Annotated in this window: 20 protein-coding genes; 17 read left to right on the top strand and 3 right to left on the bottom strand. The window is 68.4% G+C overall.

Annotated elements, in window-relative coordinates:
* Nucleotides 1-53: 53 nt before the first annotated feature.
* Nucleotides 54-2,630 carry an ATP-dependent chaperone ClpB gene (gene clpB / locus ACMX37_RS11770; RefSeq protein WP_483146108.1) on the bottom strand — a complete coding sequence of 859 codons (2,577 nt, stop codon included), beginning with the start codon at nucleotides 2,628-2,630 and terminating at the stop codon, nucleotides 54-56.
* 215 nt (nucleotides 2,631-2,845) lie between these two features.
* Here clpB and ACMX37_RS11775 point away from each other — a divergent pair, with 215 nt between their 5' ends.
* The 5 genes from ACMX37_RS11775 to ACMX37_RS11795 all read left to right on the top strand — a co-directional run bounded on the left by ACMX37_RS11775 (nucleotide 2,846) and on the right by ACMX37_RS11795 (nucleotide 10,732).
* Nucleotides 2,846-5,059: an acylase gene (locus ACMX37_RS11775; RefSeq protein ID WP_483148399.1), complete on the top strand. Its 2,214-nt coding sequence runs from the start codon at nucleotides 2,846-2,848 to the stop codon at nucleotides 5,057-5,059.
* Nucleotides 5,060-5,106: 47 nt separating this feature from the next.
* Nucleotides 5,107-7,959 carry a M16 family metallopeptidase gene (locus ACMX37_RS11780; protein WP_483146109.1) on the top strand — a complete coding sequence of 951 codons (2,853 nt, stop codon included), beginning with the start codon at nucleotides 5,107-5,109 and terminating at the stop codon, nucleotides 7,957-7,959.
* 116 nt (nucleotides 7,960-8,075) lie between these two features.
* Nucleotides 8,076-8,375: a lipocalin/fatty acid-binding family protein gene (locus tag ACMX37_RS11785; RefSeq protein ID WP_088913565.1), complete on the top strand. Its 300-nt coding sequence runs from the start codon at nucleotides 8,076-8,078 to the stop codon at nucleotides 8,373-8,375.
* Nucleotides 8,376-8,523: 148 nt separating this feature from the next.
* Nucleotides 8,524-8,964: an META domain-containing protein gene (locus ACMX37_RS11790; RefSeq protein ID WP_483146110.1), complete on the top strand. Its 441-nt coding sequence runs from the start codon at nucleotides 8,524-8,526 to the stop codon at nucleotides 8,962-8,964.
* 52 nt (nucleotides 8,965-9,016) lie between these two features.
* Nucleotides 9,017-10,732, top strand: coding sequence for an MFS transporter (locus ACMX37_RS11795; protein WP_483146111.1), 1,716 nt, complete (start codon nucleotides 9,017-9,019; stop codon nucleotides 10,730-10,732).
* 3 nt (nucleotides 10,733-10,735) lie between these two features.
* Here ACMX37_RS11795 and acs read toward each other — a convergent pair whose 3' ends face one another.
* On the bottom strand, nucleotides 10,736-12,667 hold the full coding sequence (gene acs / locus ACMX37_RS11800; protein ID WP_483146112.1) for an acetate--CoA ligase: 1,932 nt from the start codon (nucleotides 12,665-12,667) through the stop codon (nucleotides 10,736-10,738).
* 168 nt (nucleotides 12,668-12,835) lie between these two features.
* Complete coding sequence (locus ACMX37_RS11805; RefSeq protein ID WP_483146113.1) at nucleotides 12,836-13,516, bottom strand: OmpW/AlkL family protein; 681 nt, start codon at nucleotides 13,514-13,516, stop codon at nucleotides 12,836-12,838.
* A gap of 148 nt (nucleotides 13,517-13,664) precedes the next feature.
* Between ACMX37_RS11805 and ACMX37_RS11810 the strand changes: the two genes are divergently transcribed.
* The 12 genes from ACMX37_RS11810 (at nucleotide 13,665) to gdhA (ending at nucleotide 25,441) form a co-directional block, all read left to right on the top strand.
* Complete coding sequence (locus ACMX37_RS11810; protein ID WP_483146114.1) at nucleotides 13,665-14,402, top strand: Crp/Fnr family transcriptional regulator; 738 nt, start codon at nucleotides 13,665-13,667, stop codon at nucleotides 14,400-14,402.
* Between the two features lie 92 nt (nucleotides 14,403-14,494).
* The gene (ccoN, locus tag ACMX37_RS11815; RefSeq protein WP_483146115.1) at nucleotides 14,495-16,162 is read left to right on the top strand and encodes a cytochrome-c oxidase, cbb3-type subunit I; all 1,668 of its coding nucleotides are present in this window, start codon (nucleotides 14,495-14,497) and stop codon (nucleotides 16,160-16,162) included.
* A 22-nt stretch (nucleotides 16,163-16,184) separates the two neighbouring features.
* Entirely contained in the window at nucleotides 16,185-16,952 is a 768-nt protein-coding gene (gene ccoO / locus ACMX37_RS11820; protein WP_483146116.1) for a cytochrome-c oxidase, cbb3-type subunit II, read from the top strand.
* On the top strand, nucleotides 16,949-17,110 hold the full coding sequence (locus tag ACMX37_RS11825) for a cbb3-type cytochrome oxidase subunit 3 (protein ID WP_483146117.1): 162 nt from the start codon (nucleotides 16,949-16,951) through the stop codon (nucleotides 17,108-17,110). Before ccoO ends, ACMX37_RS11825 begins: the two co-directional genes overlap by 4 nt.
* Nucleotides 17,103-18,029 (top strand): cytochrome-c oxidase, cbb3-type subunit III, encoded by a 927-nt coding sequence (gene ccoP / locus ACMX37_RS11830; RefSeq protein ID WP_483146118.1) that lies wholly within the window; start codon nucleotides 17,103-17,105, stop codon nucleotides 18,027-18,029. The genes ACMX37_RS11825 and ccoP overlap by 8 nt, the downstream gene beginning before the upstream one ends.
* Nucleotides 18,030-18,138: 109 nt before the next feature.
* Entirely contained in the window at nucleotides 18,139-19,566 is a 1,428-nt protein-coding gene (gene ccoG / locus ACMX37_RS11835; protein WP_483148400.1) for a cytochrome c oxidase accessory protein CcoG, read from the top strand.
* Nucleotides 19,566-20,021, top strand: coding sequence for a FixH family protein (locus ACMX37_RS11840; RefSeq protein WP_483146119.1), 456 nt, complete (start codon nucleotides 19,566-19,568; stop codon nucleotides 20,019-20,021). The genes ccoG and ACMX37_RS11840 overlap by 1 nt, the downstream gene beginning before the upstream one ends.
* The gene (locus ACMX37_RS11845) at nucleotides 20,018-22,168 is read left to right on the top strand and encodes a heavy metal translocating P-type ATPase (protein ID WP_483146120.1); all 2,151 of its coding nucleotides are present in this window, start codon (nucleotides 20,018-20,020) and stop codon (nucleotides 22,166-22,168) included. Before ACMX37_RS11840 ends, ACMX37_RS11845 begins: the two co-directional genes overlap by 4 nt.
* Nucleotides 22,165-22,326 (top strand): cbb3-type cytochrome oxidase assembly protein CcoS, encoded by a 162-nt coding sequence (gene ccoS / locus ACMX37_RS11850; RefSeq protein ID WP_483146121.1) that lies wholly within the window; start codon nucleotides 22,165-22,167, stop codon nucleotides 22,324-22,326. Before ACMX37_RS11845 ends, ccoS begins: the two co-directional genes overlap by 4 nt.
* The gene (locus ACMX37_RS11855; RefSeq protein ID WP_483146122.1) at nucleotides 22,323-22,565 is read left to right on the top strand and encodes a hypothetical protein; all 243 of its coding nucleotides are present in this window, start codon (nucleotides 22,323-22,325) and stop codon (nucleotides 22,563-22,565) included. Before ccoS ends, ACMX37_RS11855 begins: the two co-directional genes overlap by 4 nt.
* 89 nt (nucleotides 22,566-22,654) lie before the next feature.
* Nucleotides 22,655-23,965: an oxygen-independent coproporphyrinogen III oxidase gene (hemN, locus tag ACMX37_RS11860; protein WP_483146123.1), complete on the top strand. Its 1,311-nt coding sequence runs from the start codon at nucleotides 22,655-22,657 to the stop codon at nucleotides 23,963-23,965.
* Between the two features lie 120 nt (nucleotides 23,966-24,085).
* Nucleotides 24,086-25,441, top strand: a complete 1,356-nt coding sequence (gene gdhA / locus ACMX37_RS11865) for an NADP-specific glutamate dehydrogenase (protein ID WP_483146124.1) — start codon at nucleotides 24,086-24,088, stop codon at nucleotides 25,439-25,441.
* The last annotated feature ends 31 nt before the right edge of the window (nucleotides 25,442-25,472 follow it).

The following is a 25,472-nucleotide window of genomic DNA, read 5'->3' on the forward strand; positions in this document are numbered from 1 at the left end:
ACGCGGCGGAGATAGAAAGTTGCGCCGGCCTTGGAGTGCCCGAAGGCCCGTGCTCAGCGAATCGTCATCGACAGCTGGCCGTCGCCCTCGTCGATCACCAGCGTCGCACCGTCCGGGAGCCTGCCCTCGAGCAGCATCTCGGCCAGCGGGTCCTGCAGGTAACGCTGCACCGCGCGCTTCAGCGGCCGCGCGCCGTAGACCGGATCGTAGCCGACCCGCCCGAGCCAGCGCAGCGCGGCGTCGGTAAGGTCGAGCGTAATCTTGCGGTCGGCGAGCAGCTTCTGGACGCGCTTGACCTGGATCTCGACGATCGGCGCCATGTGCTCCTGGCCGAGCCGGTGGAACAGGATGATCTCGTCGAGGCGGTTCAGGAACTCGGGCCGGAAATGCCCGCGCACCACGTCCATCACGTCCTTCTCGACCGTCGCGACCTCAGCGCCGTCAGGGAGGTTGGCGAGATACTGGCTGCCGAGGTTGCTGGTCAGGATGATCAGCGTGTTGGCGAAGTCCACCACCCGGCCCTGCCCGTCGGTCAGGCGTCCGTCGTCGAGCACCTGGAGCAGCACGTTGAAGACGTCGCTGTGCGCCTTCTCGACCTCGTCGAACAGCACCACCTGATAGGGCCGGCGCCGCACCGCCTCGGTCAGCACACCGCCCTCCTCGTAGCCGACATAGCCCGGAGGCGCGCCGATCAGGCGGGCGACGGCGTGCTTCTCCATGAACTCGCTCATGTCGATGCGCACCATCGCGCTGTCGTCGTCGAACAGGAAGCCGGCCAGCGCCTTCGTCAGCTCGGTCTTGCCGACGCCCGTGGGGCCGAGGAACAGGAAGGAGCCGAGCGGACGGCCCGGGTCCTGAAGACCGGCGCGCGCGCGGCGGACGGCCTTGGAGACCGCTTCGATCGCCTGCGACTGCCCGATCACCCGACGCCCAAGGATGTTCTCCATGTCGAGCAGCTTCTCGCGCTCGCCTTCCATCATCTTGTCGACCGGAACGCCCGTCCAGCGGCTGACGACGCCGGCGATGTCCTCCTCGGTCACCTCCTCGCGCAGCATGGCGTTGGCGGCCTGGCCCTGCGCCTCGGTAAGCTGCTTTTCCAGCTCGGGAATACGCCCGTAGGAAAGCTCACCGGCCTTCGCCAGATCGCCCTCGCGCTGCGCCTGTTCGAGTTCGAGCCGCGCGGCGTCGAGGGCCTCCTTGAGGCGCCCCTCCGCCGCGATCTTGTCGCGCTCGTTCTGCCAGCGGGTCGTCAGTTCGGCGGACTGCTGTTCGAGATTGGCAAGATCCTCGCGCAGGGCGACGAGGCGATCCTTGGAATTGGCATCGGTTTCCTTCTGGAGCGCCTGTTCCTCGATCTTGAGCTGGATGATCTTGCGGTCGAGCGCCTCGATCTCCTCGGGCTTGCTCTCCACCTCCATGCGGATTCGGCTCGCCGCCTCGTCCATCAGGTCGATGGCCTTGTCGGGGAGGAAGCGGTTCTGGATGTAGCGGTCGGACAGCTTCGCCGCGGCGACGATCGCGCCGTCGGTGATGCGCACGCCGTGGTGCAGCTCGTACTTGTCCTTGATCCCGCGCAGGATCGAGATCGTGTCCTCGACGCTCGGCTCCTGGATGTAGACCGGCTGGAACCGCCGCTGGAGCGCGGGGTCCTTCTCGACATATTTCTGGTATTCGTCGAGCGTGGTCGCGCCGATGCAGTGCAGCTCGCCGCGCGAGAGGGCGGGCTTGAGCAGGTTCGAGGCATCCATCGAGCCTTCGGACGCGCCCGCCCCGATCAGGGTGTGCATCTCGTCGATGAACAGGATGATCTGCCCCTCGGCGTGCTTGACCTCGTCCAGCACGGACTTGAGCCGTTCCTCGAATTCGCCGCGATACTTCGCGCCCGCGATGAGCGCGCCCATGTCGAGGCTCATCAGGGTGCGGCCCTTGAGGCTGTCGGGCACGTCACCATTGGCGATGCGCAGCGCAAGGCCCTCGGCAATCGCGGTCTTGCCGGTGCCGGGCTCGCCGATCAGGGCGGGGTTGTTCTTGGTGCGGCGGGCGAGGATCTGGATGGTCCGGCGGATCTCCTCGTCGCGGCCGATGACGGGGTCGAGCTTGCCCTCGCGCGCGGCCTTGGTGAGGTCGCGGGCGAACTTCTCCATCGCGTCATAGGTGCTCTCGGCCCCGGCGCTGTCCGCGCGCTTGCCGCCGCGCAGCTGCTCGATCGCGGTGTTGAGCGCCTGCGGGGTGACGCCAGCGGCCTTCAGGGCCTCGCCGGCGGGGGTCTGGGACAGGGCCAGCGCGGTCAGGAGCCGCTCGACGGTGACATAGGAATCGCCCGCCTTGTCGGCGAGCTGCTCGGCCTGGTCGAGGACCCGCACCGCGTCATTGTCGAGCCCCGGGGTCGCCTGCGCGCCCGAACCGGTCACGGCCGGGATCTTCGACAGCCCGGCATCGACCGCGGTCGCCGCCAGCGGGGCCTGCCCGCCGGCGCGCTGGATCAGCCCGGCGGCCATGCCCTCGCTGTCTTCCAGCAGCGCCTTGGCGATGTGCAGCGGGGTGATGCGCTGGTGGTTCATGCGGATCGCGACGGTCTGCGCGGATTGCAGGAAGCCCTTCGCGCGGTCGGTGAACTTCTCGAGATTCATGATCGTCTAACCCCTCCAAAGGTTACACCCGGCAGATAGTGTTGCACTTTGGCCACACAAGACCCCGCCGCAAATTTCCTGCACAGGTGTATTAGCCGACTAGGTGGGTTCCTGCGAGGCGCATGGCAAGAGGGCTTGCAAATGCCGCGCGAGCCTTGACCTCGCCGGGCTCCCAAGCGAAGGAAGGCCCGCGCGATTTGGGAGAGAAATCGGTGATGGTCTGGGTGAAGCGCGGCGCGTTTGCGCTGGTGGGGCTGCTTGTGCTCGCGGTGGCGGTGCTCGCCACATGGGAACCCTTCTTCGCCAGCGCCGCCGCGCCCGCGCAGGGCCGCACCTATGCCGCCGAGATCGTCCGCGACGAATGGGGCGTGCCGCACATCTACGGAAAGACCGACGCCGACACCGCCTATGGCGTCGCCATCGCCCATGCCGAGGACGACTTCTTCACCTTGCAGGACGTGGTGGCGATGGCGCGCGGGCGCTACGGCGCGATCGCGGGAGAGGACGGCGCGAAGGTCGATTACGTCTACCACCTGATCGACGCGCGCGGCACGGCGGAGCGGGAATATCCGAAGCTCCCGCAGGACACCCGCGCGCTGTTCGAGGCCTATGCCGCGGGGCTCAACCAGTATGCCGCAGAGCATCCGGACGAGGTCAAACTCGCCAACCTGTTCCCTGTCGCAGGGGTCGACGTGGCGGCGGGCTTCGCGCTGCGCCAGCCGTTCTTCTTCGGGCTCGACAGCGTGATCGGCCCGCTGGTGGCCGGCGAGGAATTGCGGCGCGAACACGGCCCCGACATCCCCGGCTTCCCGCGTCCGCCGCTGCCCGCGGCCGACCCGCTCGGGCCGACTCCCGCGCCCGCCCCGCAGCAGGCCCGCAGGATGGTGCTGCCGCTGGGCGAGGATGCCGAACACATGGGCTCCAACGCCTTCGCCGTCGCCCCGCAGAAAGGTGGCGGCACGACGACCCTCGTCTCCAACTCTCACCAGCCGCTGCGCGGCGGCGTGGCATGGTACGAACTGGTCGTCGAGAGCGGCGAGGGCTGGCATTTCGCGGGTGCGAACTTCCCGGGCTCGCCCTTCCCCTTCCTTGGTCACAACGAGGATCTGGGGTGGACCAACACGGTCAACACCCCCGACATGATCGACGTCTACCAGCTCGAACTGGACGAGACCGGCACCCGCTACCGGCTCGACGGGGAGTGGCGCGATCTGGAAAGCCGGTGGGTGACGCTGCCGGTGAAGATGGGCCCCGTCGTCCTGCCGATCAGGCGCGAAGTGCTGCGGTCGGTCCACGGCCCGGTGATCCGGAACGACAAGGGCGCCTTCGCGGTCCGCTACGGCGGGATCGGCAGGCTTGAGCAGCTCGACGCCTATTATCGGCTCAACAAGGCGAAAAGCTTCGCCGAGTGGGAAGCGCAGCTGTCGCGCCTCGCCATCCCCTCGACCAACTTCATCTATGCCGACAAGGGGGGCACCATCGCCTATGTCTACAACGCCGCAATCCCCGCGCGGCCCGAAGGCGTGGAAGCGGACTGGCGCTCGGTGCTGCCCGGCGACCGCAGCGACCTGATCTGGCAGGGCGCGGTCGACTACAAGGCCCTGCCGCGGATCGTGAACCCGGCGAGCGGGTGGCTCTACAATTCGAACAACACCCCCTTCACCGCGGCAGGTGCCGGGAGCGACCTCGACCCGCAGGCCTTCTCGCCCCTTCTCGGGATCGAGCTCAAGCAGACCAACCGCTCGCGCCGCGCCTACAGGCTGCTGTCGGAGGCGGGCGTGCTCGACCGGGCGACGCTCGAGGCGATCAAGTACGACACCGGATACGAGCGCGAAGGCTATGTCGGGCGGTTGTTCGAGGGGCTCGCCGCGCTGAAAGCGGAGGGCAAGCTCGCCGAGGCGCGCGACCTGCTCCTGGCGTGGGACTTCAACGCCGACGGCAAGGGCCGCGCCGACGCGATCGCGCTGCTGATGATCCGCGACTTCATGTCCGCCGACTACGGCAACAAGCCCTTCCCCGACGTGGCCGGGAAGCTGCAAGCCGCCGCCGATCACCTCACCACCCATTTCGGCCGCCTTGATCCGCCGATGGGCGATCTGCTGCGGCTGCGGCAGGGCGGGATCGACCTCCCGCTCGACGGCGGTTCGGACACCCTGCGCGCCTCGACCACATGGGACGTCGATACCGACGGGCGCCTCAGCCTCAAGCACGGGGACAGCTTCATCATGTGGATCGAATGGGCGCCGGGGCAGCGCGTCGTCTCGCGCTCGGTCCAGCCCTTCGGCGCGGCTTCGAGTCGCCCGCAATCAAAGCATTACACCGACCAGATGCGGCTGTTCGTCGATCACCGGCTGAAGCCTGTCCGCTTCTGGCGCGAGGATGTGCTGGCGAAAGCCAGCGTCCGCCGCATCGTCACCAACCGGCGCTGACCGGCCCTTCATTCATTTCGCCTGATCCTGCCACCGGAGACCCGTTCATGACCCACCGCCTTGCTGCTGCCAGCCTTTCGGCGCTCGCCCTTGCGCTTGCCGTCCCGTTCTCGCCGGCGCTGGCCGACAATCATGCCGCCGCCTCCGCCGCCCCGCAGGCGACCGCCGACCTGCCGACGCTCGTCAGCCAGGTGAAGATCCCCTACCAGCAGTTCGAGCTCGCCAATGGCCTCACCGTGCTGGTGCACGAGGACCGCAAGGCGCCGGTGGTCAATGTGACGGTGTGGTACAATGTCGGCTCCAAGGACGAGCCCAAGGGCAAGACCGGCTTTGCCCACCTGTTCGAACACCTGATGTTCAACGGCTCGGAGAACGCCCCCGAGGACTATTTCGCCTATCTCGCCGAGATGGGCGCGACCGACTTCAACGGCACGACCTGGTTCGACCGCACCAACTATTTCCAGACCGTGCCCCGCCCCGCGCTCGAACGCGCGCTGTGGCTGGAAAGCGACCGCATGGGCTACCTGCTCGGCGCCGTGACGCAGGGCAAGCTCGATAACCAGCGCGGCGTGGTGCAGAACGAGAAGCGCCAGGGCGACAACGAGCCGGGCGGGCTCGTCTATTACGAGGTCCTCAAGACCATGTTCCCCGAGGGCCACCCCTATCGCCATTCGACGATCGGCTCGATGGCCGATCTCGACGCCGCCTCGATGGAGGACGTGAAGGCGTGGTTCCGCGACAAGTACGGCCCCAACAACGCGACCCTCGTGCTCGCCGGCGACATTTCGGCGGCCGAGGCGCGGCCGCTGGTTGAGAAGTATTTCGGCAGCATCGCGCGCGGGCCGGTGAACAATCCCGCTCAGGCCGAAGTCCCGACGCTGGCCGAGCCGGTGCGCAAGACCTTCAAGGACCAGGTCGCGGCCACCAGCGTCACCCGTTACTGGCCGGTCGAGGGCCTCACCGGCAAGGACCGCATCGCGCTCGACGTCGGTGCGGCGATCCTCGGCGGCCTCGCCTCCAGCCGCCTCGACAACGTGCTGGTGCGTGACGAGCAGCTGGCGGTGAGCGTATCGGCGGGCACCGAGATCTTCCAGCGCGTCGGCGGGCTCCAGGTCGAGGCCGTCGCCAAGCCGGGCGTCGATATCGCCACGCTCGAGGCGCGGATGGACGCGGTCATGAACAAGCTCATCACCGAAGGCCCGACCGAGGACGAGGTGCGCCGCGCGGTGACCAGCAACCTTGCCCGCACGATCCGCGGGCTCGAACAGGTCGGCGGCTTCACCGGCAAGGCCCAGACCCTTGCCGAGGGCAAGGTGCTGGCCGGCGATCCCGATTTCTACGCCCGCGAGTTCGATGCGCTCGCCAAGATCACCCCGGCCGACGTCAAGGCGGCGATGGGCCGGTGGATGACCCGTCCGGCGCTGACCGTGGTGCTCGAACCGGGCGCGCGCGATGCGAGCTACGAGGAAGCCGCCTCGGTCAAGGCCGACGGGGAGAACGCCTCCGAGCGCGACCGCGCGTCCGAGACGATCAGCGTCTCCGTCGAGCGCCCCAAGCCGCCGATCGACACCATCGCCGCGCTCGATTTCCCCGATGTGGAGCGCGCGACGCTCAAGAACGGGATGAAGGTCACCTACGCCCGCCGCACCGCGGTGCCGGCGACCTGGGTGGCGATGGCCTTCAACGCCGGCGGCGCGGCCGATCCGCTCGACAAGCGCGGGCTGGAGGGGCTGACGATGGCGCTGTTCGACGAGGGGACGAAGAACCTCACCGCGCAGCAGATCGCCGAAGCCGGCGAGCGGCTCGGCGCGAGCGTCTCTGTGGGCGGAGGCGACGACCGGTCGACCTTCACTCTTGCGGCGCTGTCGGCCAACCTCGCCCCCAGCCTCGACCTGATGCGCCAGATCGTGCGCGAGCCGGCCTTCAACCCCGAAGACCTGGAACGCGTGCGCAACCAGACCATCACCGGCATCCAGCAGGCGATGAAATCGCCGCAGGGCATCGCCCAGCGCACCCTCACCCCCGAGCTGTTCGGCGCCGCCAGCGCCTATGGCGGGGTGAGCACGGTCGCCAGCGTCGGCAGCATCACCCGCGACGACCTGATCGGCTTCAAGGATCGCTGGATCCGCCCGGACAACGGCGAGATCTTCGTCATCTCCGACAAGCCGCTGGCCGAAGTCGTCGCCGCGCTGAACACCGCTTTCGGCGACTGGAAGGCGCCGAAAACGCCCAAGGGCACCAAGCAGGTCGAGGCGAAACAGGCAGGTGCCGGCGGGCGCATCATCCTCGTCAACCGTCCGAATTCGCCGCAGAGCTTCATCTTCGGCGCGCAGGTCACCCCGCTCGACGCGGGCGATCCGGCCTTCGTCGACTTCACCAGCGCCAACAACGCGCTGGGCGGCAACTTCCTCGCGCGGCTCAACATGAACCTGCGCGAGACCAAGGGCTGGAGCTACGGCGTGCGCGGCGGCGCGCAGGCGCGGGAGAACGCGGTGATCTACGGCATCTCGGGCGGGGTCCAGGCCGACCGCACCGGGGATTCGCTCGCCGAGATGATCCGCGAGACCAAGGAGTTCCTGACCGACAAGGGCATCACCGCCGAGGAGCTCGACCGCTACCGGGCGAACGACATCGGCGCGCTGCCGGGCCGGTTCGAGACCTCGCCCGCGGTGCTCGGCGCGATGCAGGGCAACGCCCTGTTCGGCCGTCCCGACAACTACCAGGAGACGCTCGCGGGGCTTTACCGCGCGCAGACCACCGAAAGCCTCAATGCGGCCGCACGGAAGGCGATCGACATGGACAAGTTCGTGTGGGTGGTGGTCGGCGATGCCAGCAAGGTGCGCGCCCAGCTCGATCCGCTCGGCCTGCCGGTCGAGCAGCGCGAGATGGAAGGGGAGTAGGAGAATGCCGGCGCGCCTCGACCGGAATCCGGTTGAAGCGCGCTGACATTGTTGTAAGCAACGCAGCCGGAAGTGACGGGTCGCCGATGGTCCGCACTGAACAAAGGAGTTGGATCATGTCTGTTGCAGGAACCTACAAGACCGTCGTCAAGAGCCCGATGGGCGACCAGACCGGCACCCTCACCGTGAATCCCGACGGCGACACCTTCACCGGCTCGCTGGTCGGCAGCCTCGGCTCGATGGACATCAACGACGGCACCGTCGAGGGCAACACCATCAAGTGGAAGATGAACATGGTCGTGCCCATGCCGATGACGCTCGACTGCGAAGCGACCATCGACGGCGACACCCTGACCGGTTCGGTCAACGCCGGCGCCTTCGGCGCGATGCCGCTGTCGGGCACCCGCGAGGCCTGATCGCCGCGAACATCACGCTTTTCGAAAGCCGCCGGAGTTCACGCTCCGGCGGCTTTCTTGCGTTTGCGGGGCGCGCGTGCCGGATTGCCTGCGTTCAGGATCGCGCGCTATCATCCGGCGGGCAAGCCACAGGGGAGTTCGCCGGAACATGCATCGCGCCATCGCCGCCATCGTCGCCGCCACCGCAACGCTGTCCTTGGGAGGCTGCGTGACCATCCCCGACACGCACCCGCTCGCCGGGACCGAGTGGCAGCTTACCACGATCGACACCGCGGGCAGCACCACCACCCTCACCCCGGCGCTGCAACGCCGCCACACCCTTGCCTTCCGCGACGGCGGCGAACTGGCGGCGCAGCTCGACTGCAACCGCGGCCGCGGCACCTGGACGGCGGGCATGCCCGCGAACGGGGCGGGCAGCATCGACATCGGCCCGGTCGCCTCGACACGCATGCTCTGTCCCGCCCCCAGCTTCGGCGACCAGCTCGGCGCAGGGCTTGCCGAGGCGACGCGCTTCACCCTCACGCTCGACGGACGCCAGCTGGTGATCGAGACGCCCGACCTCCGCTTCACCTTCGCCGCCGCCGAGTAACCGCGCACGCCAGGATCGCAGTGGGGGCTTTGCAAGCGCCATGGCGGTGGGCATGGTGCGCCCGAGGCACCTGCGCGGGAGACAGACCATAACGACCTCGAGGCACGGCAGCGCGGACACCCTGCCCAAGCACCATGCCGCCACCGCGACCGAGAAGCGCGTGATCCTCGCCTCGTCGCTGGGCACGGTGTTCGAATGGTACGATTTCTACCTCTACGGCCTGCTCGCCACGGTGATCTCGGCGCAGTTCTTCTCGGGCGTGAACGAGACCACCGGCTTCATCTTCGCGCTCGCGGCCTTCGCGGCGGGCTTTGCGGTGCGGCCCTTCGGCGCGCTGGTGTTCGGGCGACTGGGCGATCTCGTCGGGCGCAAATACACCTTCTTGGTGACGATGGGCCTGATGGGCGCGGCGACCTTCACCGTCGGCCTGCTGCCCTCCTATGCCAGCATCGGCGTGGCGGCACCGGTCATGCTGGTGGGCCTGCGCCTCGTGCAGGGCCTTGCGCTGGGCGGCGAATACGGGGGCGCTGCGACCTATGTCGCCGAGCACGCGCCCGATGGGCGGCGCGGGCTCTACACCAGCTTCATCCAGACCACCGCGACGCTCGGCCTGTTCGCGGCGCTGCTGGTGGTGATCGGCACCCGCACCCTGATCGGCGAGGAGGCCTTCGCGGACTGGGGCTGGCGCGTGCCCTTCCTGATCTCCGCGCTCCTGCTCGGGGTCTCGCTGTGGATCCGGATGCAGCTTCAGGAAAGCCCGGTCTTCCGGAAGATGAAGGAGGAAGGCACCGCGTCGAAAGCCCCGATTTCCGAGGCTTTCGGCAACTGGAAGAACGGCAGGGTGGCGCTGGTTGCGCTGCTCGGCGCGGTCGCCGGGCAGGCGGTGGTGTGGTACACGGGGCAGTTCTACGCGCTGTTCTTCCTCGAGAAGATGCTGATGGTCGACGGCGCGAGCGCCAACATCCTGATCGCGGTGGCGCTCGCGCTGGGCACGCCCTTCTTCATATTCTTCGGCTGGCTGTCGGACCGGATCGGGAGAAAGCCGATCATCCTCGCCGGCTGCGCGCTGGCCGCGCTGAGCTATTTCCCCGCCTTCCACCTCCTGACCGAGGCGGCCAACCCCGCGCTGGCGCGGGCGCAGCGGGCGGCGCCGGTGAGCGTGGTCGTGAACGATGCGGACTGCTCGGTGCAGTTCGATCCCGTCGGCCGCAACCGCTTCGACGCGCGCAGCTGCGACATCGCCAAGGCCTATCTGGCGAAGAGCGGCGTGAGCTACACGCGGATCGAGGCGCCCGCAGGCAGCATCGCCGAGGTCAGGATCGGCAGCCGGACCTTCACCGCGCCCGATCCGGCGAAGGTCACGGGCGAGGACCGCAAGGCCGCGATCACCGCCTTCCAGAACGAGGTAAAGGCGGCGCTCGCGGGGGCGGGCTATCCGGCGAGGGCCGATCCCGAAGCGATCGATACCCCGCTGGTGATCGCGGTGCTGACCTGGCTCGTGCTGCTGGTGACGATGGTCTACGGCCCGATCGCCGCGCTTCTGGTCGAGCTGTTCCCGACCCGCATCCGCTACACCGCGATGAGCCTGCCCTACCACATCGGCAACGGCTGGTTCGGCGGCTTCCTGCCGACCACCGCCTTCGCCATCGTCGCCGCGACGGGGGATATCTATTCGGGCCTGTGGTACCCGATCATCGTCTGCGCCCTGACTGTGGCGGTCGGTCTCGTGCTGCTGCCCGAGACCTTCCGCCGCAATATCGACCAGTAAGCCCTAGCGGTTCTGCCGCCCCTCGATCAGGCGGTCGACCAGCGAGGGATCGGCGAGGGTCGAGGTGTCGCCGAGCGAGCCGAACTCGTTCTCGGCGATCTTCCTGAGGATGCGGCGCATGATCTTGCCCGAGCGGGTCTTGGGCAACCCGTCGGTGAAGTGGATCACATCCGGAGTGGCGATCGGGCCGATTTCCTTGCGCACGTGCGCCTTCAACTCGGCGAGCAGCGCATCGGTGCCTTCCTCGCCGGCGTTGAGGGTGACGTAGCAATAGATGCCCTGCCCCTTGAGATCGTGCGGATAGCCCACCACCGCGCTCTCTGCGACCTTGGGGTGGAGCACCAGCGCGCTCTCGACTTCTGCCGTGCCCATGCGGTGGCCAGAGACGTTGATGACGTCATCGACCCGGCCCGTGATCCAGTAGTAGCCGTCCTCGTCGCGCTTGCAGCCGTCGCCGGTGAAGTACTTGCCGGCATAGGTGCTGAAATAGGTCTGCACGAAACGGTCGTGATCGCCGTAGACGGTGCGCGCCTGGCCCGGCCAGCTGTGCGTGATGCACAGGTTCCCCTCGGTCGCACCTTCGAGCACTGCGCCTTCGTTATCAACGAGTTGCGGGCGGATGCCGAAGAAGGGGAGGCCTGCGCTCCCCGGCTTCATGTCATGCGCGCCGGGAAGCGTGGTGATCATGCAGCCGCCGGTTTCGGTCTGCCACCAGGTGTCGATCACAGGGCAGCGGCCCTCGCCCACGACGTCGAAATACCAGCGCCAGGCTTCCGGGTTGATCGGCTCGCCGACGCTGCCGAGCAGGCGCAGCGAGGCGCGCGAGCGGCTTGTCACGTGATGATCGCCCTCGCGCATCAGGGCGCGGATCGCGGTGGGGGCGGTGTAGATGATGTTGACGGCGTGCTTGTCGACCACGTCCCAGAAGCGCCCGTGATCGGGGTAATTGGGCACCCCTTCGAAGACAACCGCCGTCGCACCGTTGATCAACGGCCCGTAGACGACATAGCTATGACCCGTCACCCAGCCTATGTCGGCGGTGCACCAGAACACCTCGCCGGGCTGGTAGTCGAAGATGTAGTGGAAGGTGGTCGCAGTCCACACGCCGTAGCCGCCGGTGGTGTGGAGCACGCCCTTGGGCTTGCCGGTCGATCCGCTCGTGTAGAGGATGAACAGCGGGTCTTCCGCGCCCATTTCCTCGCAGGGCACATCGGCATCGCTGGCGAGGTCGTCGAGCCAGTGGTCGCGGCCCTCCTGCATCGTGATCGCCCCGCCGGTGTGGCGGACCACCAGCACCCCCGCGACATCGGTCACGTGCGCCGCAAGGCCGAGCGCGGCATCGACATTGGCCTTGAGCGGCACGTGCTTCCCGCCCCTCAGCCCCTCGTCGGCGGTGACGACGAAGCGGCTGCCGCAGTCCTCGATCCTTCCGGCAAGCGCCTCGGGCGAGAAGCCGCCGAACACCACCGAATGCACCGCACCCAGCCGCGCGCAGGCGAGCATCGCGACGACGCCTTCGAGGATCATCGGCAGGTAGAGCGTCACCCGGTCGCCCCGCGACACCCCGAGGGCTTTCAGCGCATTGGCCATGCGCAGGACCTCGCGGTGGAGTTCGCCATAGGTGAGCGTGCGGCTTCCGGCGGCCGGATCGTCGGGCTCGAAGATTAGCGCAACACGGTCGGCATGGTGCGGCAGGTGGCGGTCGACGGCGTTGTGGCACAGGTTGAGGGTGCCGTCCTCGAACCACCTGATCGCCACCGGATCATAGGCCCAGTCACCGCCGACCGTCGGCGCCTTGACCCAGTCCAGCCGCTTTGCCTGTTCCAGCCAGAAGGCGTCGGGCGTTTCCACCGAGGCGCGGTAGAGCGCATCGTACTGTTCGGGCGTGCAGTGGGTGGGGGTGTGGGCCTTGGGCCGCTCGACGGCGTGGATCATATCGACTCTCCCTTACTCTGCCCTACTCTAGCCCAGACTACACGCCGGGCGCTGTCAGACAAAGGTCTTAGGCCGGTGGCAGCAAGGCGCACCGGGAGGGGCCTGCGGCAGGCAAGCGAAACCCCGCCAGCCGCACGGCTGACGGGGTTCCTCGCCTGAACGGCAATCTCAGAAGCGGTAGCTGATACCGGCGCTGATCACCCAGGGGTCGAGCTTGTGCTCGGTCTCGATCGCCAGCGTGTTGCCCACGAACCACTGCGCGGTGGTGTCGATGAAGTACCGCTTCACGTCGACGCTGATGCCGAGGCCCTTGTCGTTCACCGGCACGTCGAAGCCGGCCTGCAGCGCCACGCCGAATTCGTCCGAGAGGTTGGTCTCGGTCACGCCCAGCGGCAGGGTCGCGGCGCCCGGATCGTCCTTGAGCCACATGAAATAGGCGACCCCCGCCCCGACATAGGGCTTCACCCCGCCCAGATCGAAGTGATACTTGGCGGTCACCGTGGCGGGCAGCAGCAGCGCGTCCGAGACGAGCTCGGCCCCGGCCGGGATCCCCGCGACCGTGTCGACATCGTGCTGGGTGGTCCCGGCAATGGTCTCGATCGAGACGTTGTTGCTCAGGAAGTATTCGATCGCCAGCGTCGGCACGACATTGTCGTTGGCCTTGGTCTGCAAGGTCGCCGGCAGGCCCGGCAGGTTGACGTTGATGTCGGTGATCTTGCCGTCGGGCAGCACCGCGGTGCCGAGCACCTTGATCTGCACGTCGCCGGCCCGGTCGGTATCCGCCTGCGCCATCGCAGGGGTCGCGGCAAGCGCCACCGCGGCGCCGCCAAGCATCAGGAATTTCTTCATTTTATATGTCCTCATCGGCAGCAGTGGCCGCCCTCCGCGGCCCAGGATGGTTGCTGCCTGTGGGCGCCGGATAAACCGCGCCGCCGCGCCGCCTCATTGATCCCGATCAAAGACCAATTGCGCGGCCCGGCCCATTGCCGCATCCATCATGGCGACACTCAGCCCCCCGCCTGCCTCGACGCCTGCCGGCCCGCAGCTGGCCGCATTCCGCGCCGCGCTGCCGGCCGGAACGGGCGACGGGCCGACCGCAGGCCGGCTCTGCGCGCTGGGCACGGCGGCGCATCTGGCGCGCGGGCAGGAGCTTGCGCCCGACCCGCAAGAGGACCGGCTGGTGTGGATCGCCTCGGGCTCGGCCAAGCTGGTCGCCGCCCATGGCGGCGGCGCGCCGGGCGGACAGGTGCTGGCCTTCCACTTCGCCGGCGATCTCGTCTCGGTGCTGCGCCAGTCGGACGGCGATTTCCGCCTCGTCGCGCTCGCCGATTGCGAGCTCGCGATCTTCCCCGCCGACCGCTTCCTCGACGTTGCCCAGGGCGATCCGGCGGTGCTGCGCTCGGTCCTGTCGCGCTCGCTCCAGGCGCTGCACCGCTCGCGCACCCGGATGATGCAGATGGGGCACAAGTCCGCCGCCGCGCGGATCGCCGATTTCCTCGTCTCGATGGCCGAACGGCTGACGGGGGCGACTGCGGGCGCCTGCGACTTCGTGCTGCCGATGAGCCGCCGCGACATCGGCGATTCGCTCGGGCTCACGATCGAGACCGTCAGCCGCCAGCTCACCGAACTGCGCGAGGCGGGTCTGGTCGAGACCGAGGGGCGGTCCAAAGTACGATTGTCCGACATCGGCGCGCTCGCGAAAATGGCCGGGCGCACCCGCGTCCAGATGGAATGACGCGAAAAAAGCGGACCGGTTTTTGATCTCCGTCAAACACTAGGAATGGGGTGGCACGCTAAAGCGGCGGCCGTCGGAAGGGATTAATCAACATGGAAACAGTCGTTAGGCGGCTGGGAGTATGGGCGCTTGTCCTGCTCGCCAGCATCGCAGGGCTTGCGCTTACCGCGGACAGCGGATTTGCCATCCACCTCGGCATCGTCGCGCTGGTCGCGGTGATCCTCATCATCGCCACGGCGACCAGCTACGACCCGCTGGCCCGCGCCCAGAGCATCTTCCGGATGCCTCCCGGGCCGGGCCGCTATGACGACGACGTGATCCGCTGGGGCGTGATCGCGACGATGTTCTGGGGCATCGCCGGCCTGCTCGCGGGCGTGTTCATCGCCGCGCAGATGGCCTTCCCCTGGCTCAACATCGAGCCGTGGCTCAACTTCGGCCGGGTGCGCCCGCTGCACACCAGCGCGGTGATCTTCGCCTTCGGGGGCAACGCGCTACTCGCCACCAGCTTCTACGTCGTCCAGCGCACCTGCCGCACGACGCTCGCGCTGCCGGGCGTCGCGCGCTTCGTGTTCTGGGGCTACCAGCTGTTCATCGTGCTGGCCGCGACCGGCTACCTGTTCGGCATCAGCCAAGGCAAGGAGTATGCCGAGCCCGAATGGTATGTCGACCTGTGGCTGACGATCGTGTGGCTGGCCTATCTGGCGGTCTTCGTCGGCACCATCCTGCGCCGGCACGAGCCCCACATCTACGTCGCCAACTGGTTCTACCTCGCCTTCATCGTGACCATCGCGATGCTGCACGTGGTCAACAACCTCGCGCTGCCGGTGAGCCTGCTGGGCGCCAAGAGCTACTCCGCCTTCGCGGGCGTGCAGGATGCGCTGACCCAGTGGTGGTACGGCCACAACGCGGTCGGCTTCTTCCTGACTGCGGGCTTCCTCGCGATGATGTACTACTTCGTGCCCAAGCAGGCCGGGCGGCCGGTCTATTCCTACCGCCTGTCGATCATCCACTTCTGGTCGCTGATCTTCCTCTACATCTGGGCGGGCCCGCACCACCTCCACTACACCGCGCTGCCCGACTGGGCGCAGACGCTGGGCATGGTGTTCTCGGTGATGCTGTGGATGCCGAGCTGGGGCGGGATGATCAACGGCCTGATGACCCTCAACGGCGCGTGGGACAAGGTGCGCACCGACCCGATCATCCGCATGATGGTCCTCGCGCTCGCCTTCTACGGGATGAGCACCTTCGAGGGGCCGCTCATGTCGATCAAGGCGGTGAACTCGCTGTCGCACTACACCGACTGGACGATCGGCCACGTGCACTCCGGCGCGCTGGGGTGGAACGGGATGATCACCTTCGCCTGCGTCTACTACCTCGCCCCGCGCCTGTGGAACCGCGAGCGGCTTTACAGCCTGCGGATGATCAACTGGCACTTCTGGCTCGCGACCCTCGGGATCGTCTTCTACGCCTCCTCGATGTGGGTGGCGGGGATCACCCAGGGCCTGATGTGGCGCGAATACGGGGCCGACGGCTACCTGGTGAACAGCTTCGTCGACACCGTCGCGGCGCTCCACCCGATGTACATCCTGCGCATGGTGGGCGGCCTGATGTATCTCGCCGGAGCCGGGATCATGGCCTTCAACATCGGCATGACCATCGCCGGCAAGCTGCGCGAGGAAGCCCCGATGGGCGACACCGCGCACGACGAGGCCGCCGACCGCCCGATCCTCCCCCAGCCGCAAGCCGAGCCCGCCGAATAAGGCGCGAGAAGGATAAGCGAACATGAGCAAGAACGCCGCCCACTCCGAGGTCTTCGAGAGCCACAAGAAGCTCGAGAAGAACGTCACCCTGCTCGCCGCCGTGACCCTTGCGGTCGTCGCGGTCGGCGGGATCGTCGAGATCGCGCCCCTCTTCTGGATCGACAACACGATCGAGAAGGTCGAGGGGATGCGCCCCTACACCCCGCTCGAACAGGCGGGCCGGGACATCTACATCCGCGAAGGCTGCTACGTCTGCCACAGCCAGATGATCCGGCCGTTCCGCGACGAGGTCGAACGCTACGGCCATTACAGCCTCGCTGCGGAATCGATGTACGATCACCCCTTTCAGTGGGGATCGAAGCGCACCGGGCCGGACCTCGCGCGGGTCGGCGGGCGCTATTCGGATGCCTGGCACGTCCAGCACCTGAAGGCGCCCCGCTCGGTGGTGCCCGAGAGCATCATGCCGAGCTATGCCTTCCTTGCCGAAACCCCGCTGAAGGTCGCCGATCCGGCCGCCAACCTCACCGCCTTGCGGCGGGTGGGCGTGCCCTATTCCGACGCCGACATCGAGAAGGCCGAGGCCGACCTGATGGCCCAGGCCAATCCCGAGGCCGATGCCGGCGATCTCGCCGCCCGCTACCCCAAGGCGCAGATCCGCGATTTCGACGGCGATCCCAAGCGCGTCACCGAGATGGATGCGCTGGTCGCCTACATGCAGATGCTCGGCACGCTGGTCGACGTGAACAGCGCCGCCGCGCAGGAAGTGCTGACCAAGGAGCAGGGGCGGTGAGCCTCTACGACACCCTGCGCCACGCCGCCGACAGCTACGGCCTCGCGGTGATCTTCGCGCTCTATCTCACCTTGTGCCTGTGGCACTTCCGCCCGGGCGCCCGGCGCTACGTGGCCGATGCCAAGCACTCGATTTTCAGGGAAGACGACCATGACTAAGCGCATCGACGAGCCCACCGGCACCGAATTCGTCGGCCACGAATGGGACGGCATCGAGGAACTCAACACGCCCCTGCCGCGCTGGTGGCTCTACACCTTCTACGCGACGATCGCCTTCAGCCTCGTCTACGTGGTGCTCTATCCCGCCTGGCCGATGATCGACAGCGCGACCGAGGGCACGCTTGGCTGGTCGAGCCGCGGCGATCTCCAGAAGGAGATGACCGCCGCCGAAGCCGCGCGGGCGGACACCGTGGCGAAGATCGCCGCGACCGATATCGAGGCGCTCGCCGCAGACCCTGCGCTGATGCAGGCGGCGGTCGCGGGTGGGGCTGCGGCCTTCAAGGTCAACTGCGTCCAGTGCCACGGCGCGGGTGCGGCAGGATCGCCGGGCTACCCCAACCTCAACGACGACGACTGGATCTGGGGCGGCACCCTGACCGAGATCGAATACACCCTCACCCACGGCATCCGCTGGGAGGGCGCCGACGAGACCCGGACGAACTTCATGCCCGCCTTCGAGGGCATGTTCGACGCCGCGCAGGTCAAGGCGCTGTCCGGCCACGTCCTCTCGTTGTCGGGCAAGGGCAAGTCGAGCCCCGCCGGCGCACAGGCCTTCGCCGACAATTGCGCGGCCTGCCACGGCGCGTCGGGCGAAGGGATGGCGGCGATGGGCGCGCCTGCGCTCAATGACGCGATCTGGCTGTTCGGCGGCACCGAGGCCGATGTGAGGAAGCAGATCCTCGCCCCCCGCCACGGCGTGATGCCGGCGTGGAAGGGCAGGCTCGATCCGGTCACGATCAAGATGCTCGCGGCCTATGTCCACTCGCGCGGCGGCGGCCAGCAGGCGGCTCCTGCCGCTCCGGCGGCCGACGCGACCGGCGATGTCGCCGCCGCCAAGAAGGACGACAGCGATGGCTGACGCCGACGAGCTCGAGCGTCCCGCCCCGTCCGCGCCCGAGGGGCGCGACTGGGCCGGTGCGCTCGGGCAGGCCGCCCCCACGGCGGCCCCGGCCGAGGACGCGGGCTTCATGGGCTCCGCGCTCTACGAGAAGGGCAAGACGGTCCACAACAAGCGGATCGACGGGCCCTTCCGGCGCTTCAAGTGGTTCATCATGCTCGTCACGCTGACGATCTACTATGCCACCCCGTGGATCCGCTGGGACCGCGGGCCCTATGCCCCGGATCAGGCGGTGCTGGTCGATCTGGCGAACCGCCGCTTCTACATGTTCGACATCGAGATCTGGCCGCACGAATTCTACTTCGTCGCCGGGATGCTCATCATGGCCGGGATCGGCCTGTTCCTCGTCACCTCCGCGGTGGGCCGCGCGTGGTGCGGCTATGCCTGCCCGCAGACGGTGTGGACCGACGTCTTCCAGCACGTCGACCGCTTCTTCGACGGCGACCGCAATGCGCGCATGCGCCTCGACAAGGCGCCGTGGACCGCGTCCAAGATCGCCAGGCGCAGCGCCAAGTGGGCGGTCTATCTCGCGATCGCCTTCTGGACCGGCGGCGCGTGGATCATGTATTTCGCCGACGCGCCCACCCTCACCCGCGACTTCTGGACCGGCGAGGCCGCGCCGGTCGCCTATGCGACCGTCGCGATCCTCACCGGCACGACCTTCTGGCTCGGCGGGTTCATGCGCGAACAGGTGTGCATCTACATGTGCCCCTGGCCGCGCATCCAGACCGCGATGCTCGACGAGAAGTCGCTGATCGTCACCTACAAGGACTGGCGCGGCGAGCAGCGCGGCTCCGTGAAGAAGGCGGCGAAGAACCCGGAAGCCTATGGCGACTGCATCGACTGCAACATGTGCGTCGCGGTCTGCCCCACCGGGGTCGACATCCGCGAGGGCCAGCAGATCGGCTGCATCACCTGTGGCCTGTGCATCGATGCCTGCGACAGGGTGATGAAGGAGGTGGGGCGTCCGCGCGGGCTGATCGACTACGCCACGCTCGACCAGTGCAAGGCCGAGGCCGCCGGTGCCCCTGCGACACCCGCATGGAAAGCCCTGCTGCGCCCGCGCACGCTCATCTATTTCGGCGTCTGGGCCGGGCTTGGCGCGGGGCTCCTGTTCGCGCTCGGCACCCGCACCCACACCGACCTCACGGTCTCGCCCGACCGCAACCCGCCCTTCATGCTGCTGAAGGACGGCTCGGTCAGGAACGCCTACACCCTGCGCCTGCGCAACATGGAGGCCCGCCCGCGCGACATGGAAGTGGCGCTGGTCGGCCTGCCCAAGGGCGCGGTGATGTGGACCGAGAGCGTCTCCCTCGAAAACGCCGCGCCGACGCAGGTTCTCACCGTCGACGCCAACGCCACCAAGGTGCTGCGCGCCTACGTGCTGCTGCCCGAGGGTGAGCGCGCGGACCACTTCACCTTCCGCCTCACCAGCCTCGACGAGCAGCGCGAGACCGATCTGGCCGAGACCACCTTCGCCATGCCGGGGAACGAATGATGACAAGCAAATCCGGAACCTTCACCGGCAGGCACATGGCGGCGATCTTCGTCGGCGGCTTCGCGGTGGTGATCGCGGTCAACCTGTTCATGGCGACCCGCGCCATCGGCAGCTTCCACGGCACGGTGGTCGACAATTCCTACGTCGCCAGCCAGAAATACAACGGCTGGATCGCGAAAGCAGAGGCCTCGAAGGCCCTCGGCTGGCAGGCGGTCCCGCACCGCCGCGCGGACGGGCGGGTGGTGATCGAGACCCTGATGGTCCCCGCCGAAGCCACCCTCACCGCCACCGCCGAACGCCCGCTCGGTGCGCGCGATGACACGCCGCTCGCCTTCGCGCCTGCGGGCGCGGGCCGCTGGGTTTCGGACAAGGCGCTCGCACCGGGCCGCTGGCAGCTTCGCATGGCGATCCGCGCGGGCGATCAGGCCTGGGCCGGGGAGGCGGAGATCCGGTGAACGCGCCTGCCGCCATCTCCCCCGGCACCGACGAGGCAGGCCTCGTCACCACGCGCCTGACCGTGCCCGGCATGAAATGCGCCGGCTGCATCGGCAAGATCGAGCGCGAGCTGCCCAAGACGGCCGGCATCGCCGCCGCGCGGGCCAATTTCTCGGCCAAGCGCGTCGCGATACGCCACGATCCGGCACTGGACGAGGGCGCGCTGACCGCCGCCCTGCTGGCCCTGGGGTTCGAGGCGCAGCCGGTCGCCGACAACCCGCTCGGCGACGAGGGCAAGGAACGCAAGGCGCTCAATCGCGCGCTGGGGGTGGCGGGCTTCGGCATGATGAACATCATGCTGCTCTCGGTCAGCGTCTGGTCGGGCGCGGAGGGGGCGACGCGCGAGCTGTTCCACTGGCTCTCGGCGCTGATCGCCCTGCCGGTGGTCGCCTATTCCGGCAGGCCCTTCTTCGCGAGCGCATGGATGGCGCTGTCGCACCGCCGCACCAACATGGATGTGCCAATCTCGATCGGGGTGATCCTGGCGACCTGCCTCAGCCTCTACGAGACCGTGACCGGCGGGGAGCACGCCTTCTTCGACAGCGCCGTGATGCTGCTGTTCTTCCTGCTCGCGGGCCGCGCTCTCGATGCCGAGATGCGCACCCGCACCCGCGCCGGCATCGGCGCGCTGCTCGGCCGCATGGGCAAGAGCGCGAGCGTCATCGCGCCCGACGGCACCACCCGCCGCGTCGCCGCCAAGGATCTCGAGCCCGGGATGCTGGTGCTGGTCGCGGCCGGCGAGGCGCTCGCCGCCGACGGCGAGGTGATCGAGGGCACGAGCGCGCTCGACAATGCCATGCTCACCGGCGAGAGCGCGCCCGAGCCGGTCGGGCCGGGCGCGCCGGTCCATGCCGGGGCGATCAACCTCGGCGCGGCGCTGCGCGTCCGCCTCACCCGCGTCGCCGAGGACACCGCCATCGCCGAGATCGCGCGGCTGATGGACGAGGCGGGGCAATCGCGCAGCCACTATGTCCGCATCGCCGACCGCGCCAGCCGCCTCTATGCGCCGGTGGTGCACACGCTGGCGCTCGTCGCCTTTGCCGGATGGATGATCGCGGGCGCGGGGTGGCACACCTCGCTGACCATTGCCATCGCCGTGCTGATCATCACCTGCCCCTGCGCAATGGGTCTCGCGGTGCCGGCCGCGCAGGTCGTCGCCTCGGGCGCGCTGCTGCGCCGCGGGCTGCTGGTCAAGGACGGGAGCGCGCTCGAGCGCCTCGCCGAATGCGATGTGGCGCTGCTCGACAAGACCGGCACGCTGACCCTCGGAGAGCCGCGCGCGGACGTCAGCAAGCTCGAACCGCAGGCGCGCAGCATCGCGCTCGCCCTCGCCCAGACCAGCCGCCACCCCCTGAGCCGCGGCCTTGCCGCCGCCCTGACGCGCGAGGGCGTGACCCCCGCCGCCGTCGATGACGTGCGCGAGACCGGCGGGCAGGGCCTCACCGGGCGCTGGCAGGGCCTCACCGTGGCGCTCGAGAAATCCGAGGGCCCGGTGCCCGAGGGGGCCTCGGAGGGCCCGCTCCTCGCCACCTGCCTGCGGATCGGCGAGCGGCTCCAGATCGTCCCCTTCTCCGATCCGCTGCGCCCCGATGCGCCCGAGGCGCTCGCCGCCCTCGCCCGCGAGGGGCTGGCCGCCAGCATCCTCTCGGGCGACCGAGCCGCGCCGGTCGCGGCGGTGGCGGCCGCGCTCGGCCTGTCGGCCGAGGCCGAGGCGAGCCCGCAGGCCAAGCTCGCCGCGCTGGAGGGCCTGAAGGCGCAAGGGCGCCGCCCGCTGATGGTCGGCGACGGCCTCAACGACGGCCCCGCCCTCGCCGCCGCCCACGCGTCGATCGCACCGGGCACCGCGTCCGACGCCAGCCAGCAGGCCGCCGATGCCGTGTTCATCGGCGAGGGGCTGATGCCCGTCGCCCTGGCGGTGCGCGTTGCCCGCCGCACGATGCGGATCGTGCGCGAGAATTTCGGCTTCTCGATCCTCTACAACTTCCTCGCCGTGCCGCTGGCGCTGATGGGCCTCGTCACGCCGCTGGTCGCCGCGATCGCGATGTCGGTGAGCTCGCTGGTCGTGGTCGCCAATTCCCTGCGTCTTGCCCGGAGTGCACAAGCGTGACCGGCCTTGCCTTCCTTATCCCCATCGCGCTCGGCATGGGCCTGCTCGGTCTCGCCGCATTCCTGTGGTCGATGCGCGAGGGCCAGTATGACGACATGGACGGGGCGGCCAACCGCATCCTGATCGAAGACGACCTGCCGTGGGACGAGCCCGCGTGACCCGCATTCGCGTCCTCGCCCCGCTCTTCGCCGCGCTCGCGCTGGTGCCGGTGATGATCGGCCCGCTTCCTGCGCAGGCGGCGACGATCACCGCCCGGCTGTGCAACGGCGGTACCATCGCGATTCCGGTCGGCGACGGCGACGCCCCCGCCGGGGAGCGCGATTGCCACCCCAAGGGCTGCCATGCGGGCACCTGCCGCCAGAAGGACGACCAAAAGCGTCCGAAAGGGACAAATTGATCTCGCGCAAAGACGCCTGACCACTGGCGCGCCACATCGGGGATCGCTGGCGCGATCCGCAGACCAGTTCCGCGAGGAGCGCACAAAAGATGTGGTCATATATTCCCGAGCTGCTCGCGACCCCCGTGCCGCGCTATACCAGTTACCCCACCGCGGCCGATTTCGGCCCGCTCGAGGACGGCACCATCGAGCGCGCGGTGGCCGAGGCGGCGGGCGATGTCTCGCTCTACCTCCACATCCCCTTCTGCGAGCAGATCTGCTACTATTGCGGCTGCAACACCGGCGCATCCGGCAAGCGCGCAAGGGTGGAGCACTACCTTGCCGCGCTCCATCAGGAGATCGCCACGGTCGGCAGCCTGCTGCCGCCGTCGGCACGGGTCCGGCGTATCGCCTTCGGCGGGGGCAGCCCCAATGCGATCCTGACCGGCGAGTTCCTGGCGCTGGTCGATGCGCTCCACGCCCACATGCCGCTCGCCGCGCCCGAATGGTCGATCGAGCTCGACCCGCGCAGCCTCACCGCCGAATGGAGCCATGTGCTCGGCGCGGTCGGCGTCACGCGGGCGAGCATGGGCGTCCAGACCTTCGCCGCCCATTGCCAGAAGGCGATCGGGCGCGAGCAATCGCTCACCATGATCTGCCGCAGCGTCGACTGGCTGCGCAGCGCGGGCGTGACCTCGCTCAATTTCGACCTGATGTATGGCCTCCCCCACCAGAGCGAGGCGGATCTCGAGGACAGCCTCGAGATGACCCGCAAGCTAGGCGCGGACCGGATCGCGGTGTTCGGCTATGCCCACGTGCCCCACCTCGTGCCGCGCCAGACGATGATCCCCGAGAACGCCCTTCCCGGCGCGGCGGCGCGCTTCACCATGGCGAGCGAGGCGCACCGCATCCTCACCGGGGCGGGCTACGAGGCGATCGGCTTCGACCACTTCGCCCTGCCGGATGATCCGATGGCCCGCGCGGTGCGCAACGGCACGCTGCGGCGCAATTTCCAGGGCTTCACCGACGATCAGGCCGAGGCGCTGATCGGCCTCGGATCGACCGCGATCAGCGGCTTTGCGGGTCTGCTGGCCCAGAACGAGAAGCACACTGGCCGCTATCGCCAGCTTTCCGGAGAAGGGCGCCTTTCGGCCTCGCACGGGATCGTCCGCTCGGCCGAGGACCGGCGCCGGGGCGACGTGATCGAGGCACTGCTGTGCCGGGGCGAAGCGGCGGTGCCCGCCGACCTGCTGGCGGGCGCGGCCGAGCGCCTCGCCCCCTTCACCGCCGCAGGGCTGGCCGCCCTGTCGGGAGAGCGGCTCGCGATCCTTCCCGGCGGGCTCCCCTATGCCCGGGTCATCGCCGCCCTGTTCGACAGCTACCGCGCGCTGACCCCCCGCCGCTTCTCCTCGGCGATCTGACCGACCTCCCCCTCCCTCTTGGTGCTTGCCAGAGGTCCGCTTTGCGCGGATAAAATGCCGCAAACAGACAAGCGGAGTCTCTATCGGGCGCATACATCGACAACAGGGGGGGGAATGAACATGGCAGTAAACGATCACGTCGACCTGAACGGCTTCATGGAGGGCGTGAAGAAGCGCAATCCGCACCAGCCGGAATTCGTCCAAGCGGTCCAGGAAGTGGCCGAGGACATCTTCGAATTCATGGAGGACAAGGAGGAGTATCACTCCCAGCAGATCCTCCGCCGCATCGCCGAGCCCGACCGGGTGGTGAGCTTCCGCGTGTGCTGGGAGGACGATAACGGCAACATCCGGGTCCAGCGCGGCTGGCGCGTCCAGAACAACAATGCCATCGGCCCCTACAAGGGCGGCATCCGCTTCCACCCCTCCGTCACCGAGAGCGTGCTGAAGTTCCTCGCCTTCGAGCAGACCTTCAAGAACGCGCTCACCGGCCTGCCGATGGGCGGCGGCAAGGGCGGCTCCAACTTCAACCCCAAGGGCAAGAGCGTGCGCGAGATCATGCGCTTCTGCCAGTCCTTCATGACCGAGCTCTATCGCCACATCGGTGCCGACATCGACGTGCCGGCGGGCGACATCGGCGTGGGCGGGCGCGAGATCGGCTTCATGTTCGGCCAGTACAAGCGCATCACCAACAACTTCACCGGCGTGCTGACCGGCAAGGGCCTCGAATGGGGCGGCTCGCTGATCCGCACCGAGGCGACAGGCTACGGCGCGGTCTATTTCCTCGAGAACATGCTGGCGACCAAGGGCGAGAACCTCGAGGGCAAGACCGCCGTCATCTCGGGCTCGGGCAATGTCGCGACCCATGCGGCGGAGAAGATCGTGCAGCTGGGCGGCAAGGTGCTGACCCTGTCCGACAGCGGCGGCTTCATCCATGATCCGGACGGCATTACCCAAGAGAAGATCGACTGGGTGAAGACCCACAAGACCCACCGCCGAGGGCGGATCGAGGAGTATGTCGAGGCCTTCCCGCGCGCCACCTTCCATGCGGGCAAGACCCCGTGGGGCGTGCCCTGCGACGTGGCGCTGCCCTGCGCCACCCAGAACGAGCTGCTCGGCGAGGACGCCAAGACCCTCGTGGCGAACGGCTGCCGCGCGGTCAGCGAGGGCGCGAACATGCCGACCGACCTCGACGGGGTGCACACCTTCAAGGCGGCGAAGATCCTCTACGCGCCGGGCAAGGCGTCGAACGCGGGCGGGGTCGCGGTCTCGGGCCTCGAGATGAGCCAGAACTCCGAACGTCGCTCGTGGAAGGAGGAGGAACTCCAGCAGATGCTCAAGGACATCATGTCGGGCATCCACAATTCCTGCATCCGCTACGGCGATCAGGGGGGCGGCTATATCGACTACGTGAAGGGCGCGAACATCGCCGGCTTCAAGAAGGTCGCCGACGCGATGCTGGCCTTCGGCGTCGTCTGACCCGCAAGCGCCCGCGCGCATCAGGCAAGGC

It is taken from the genome of Porphyrobacter sp. THAI-01a, assembly GCF_056868655.1.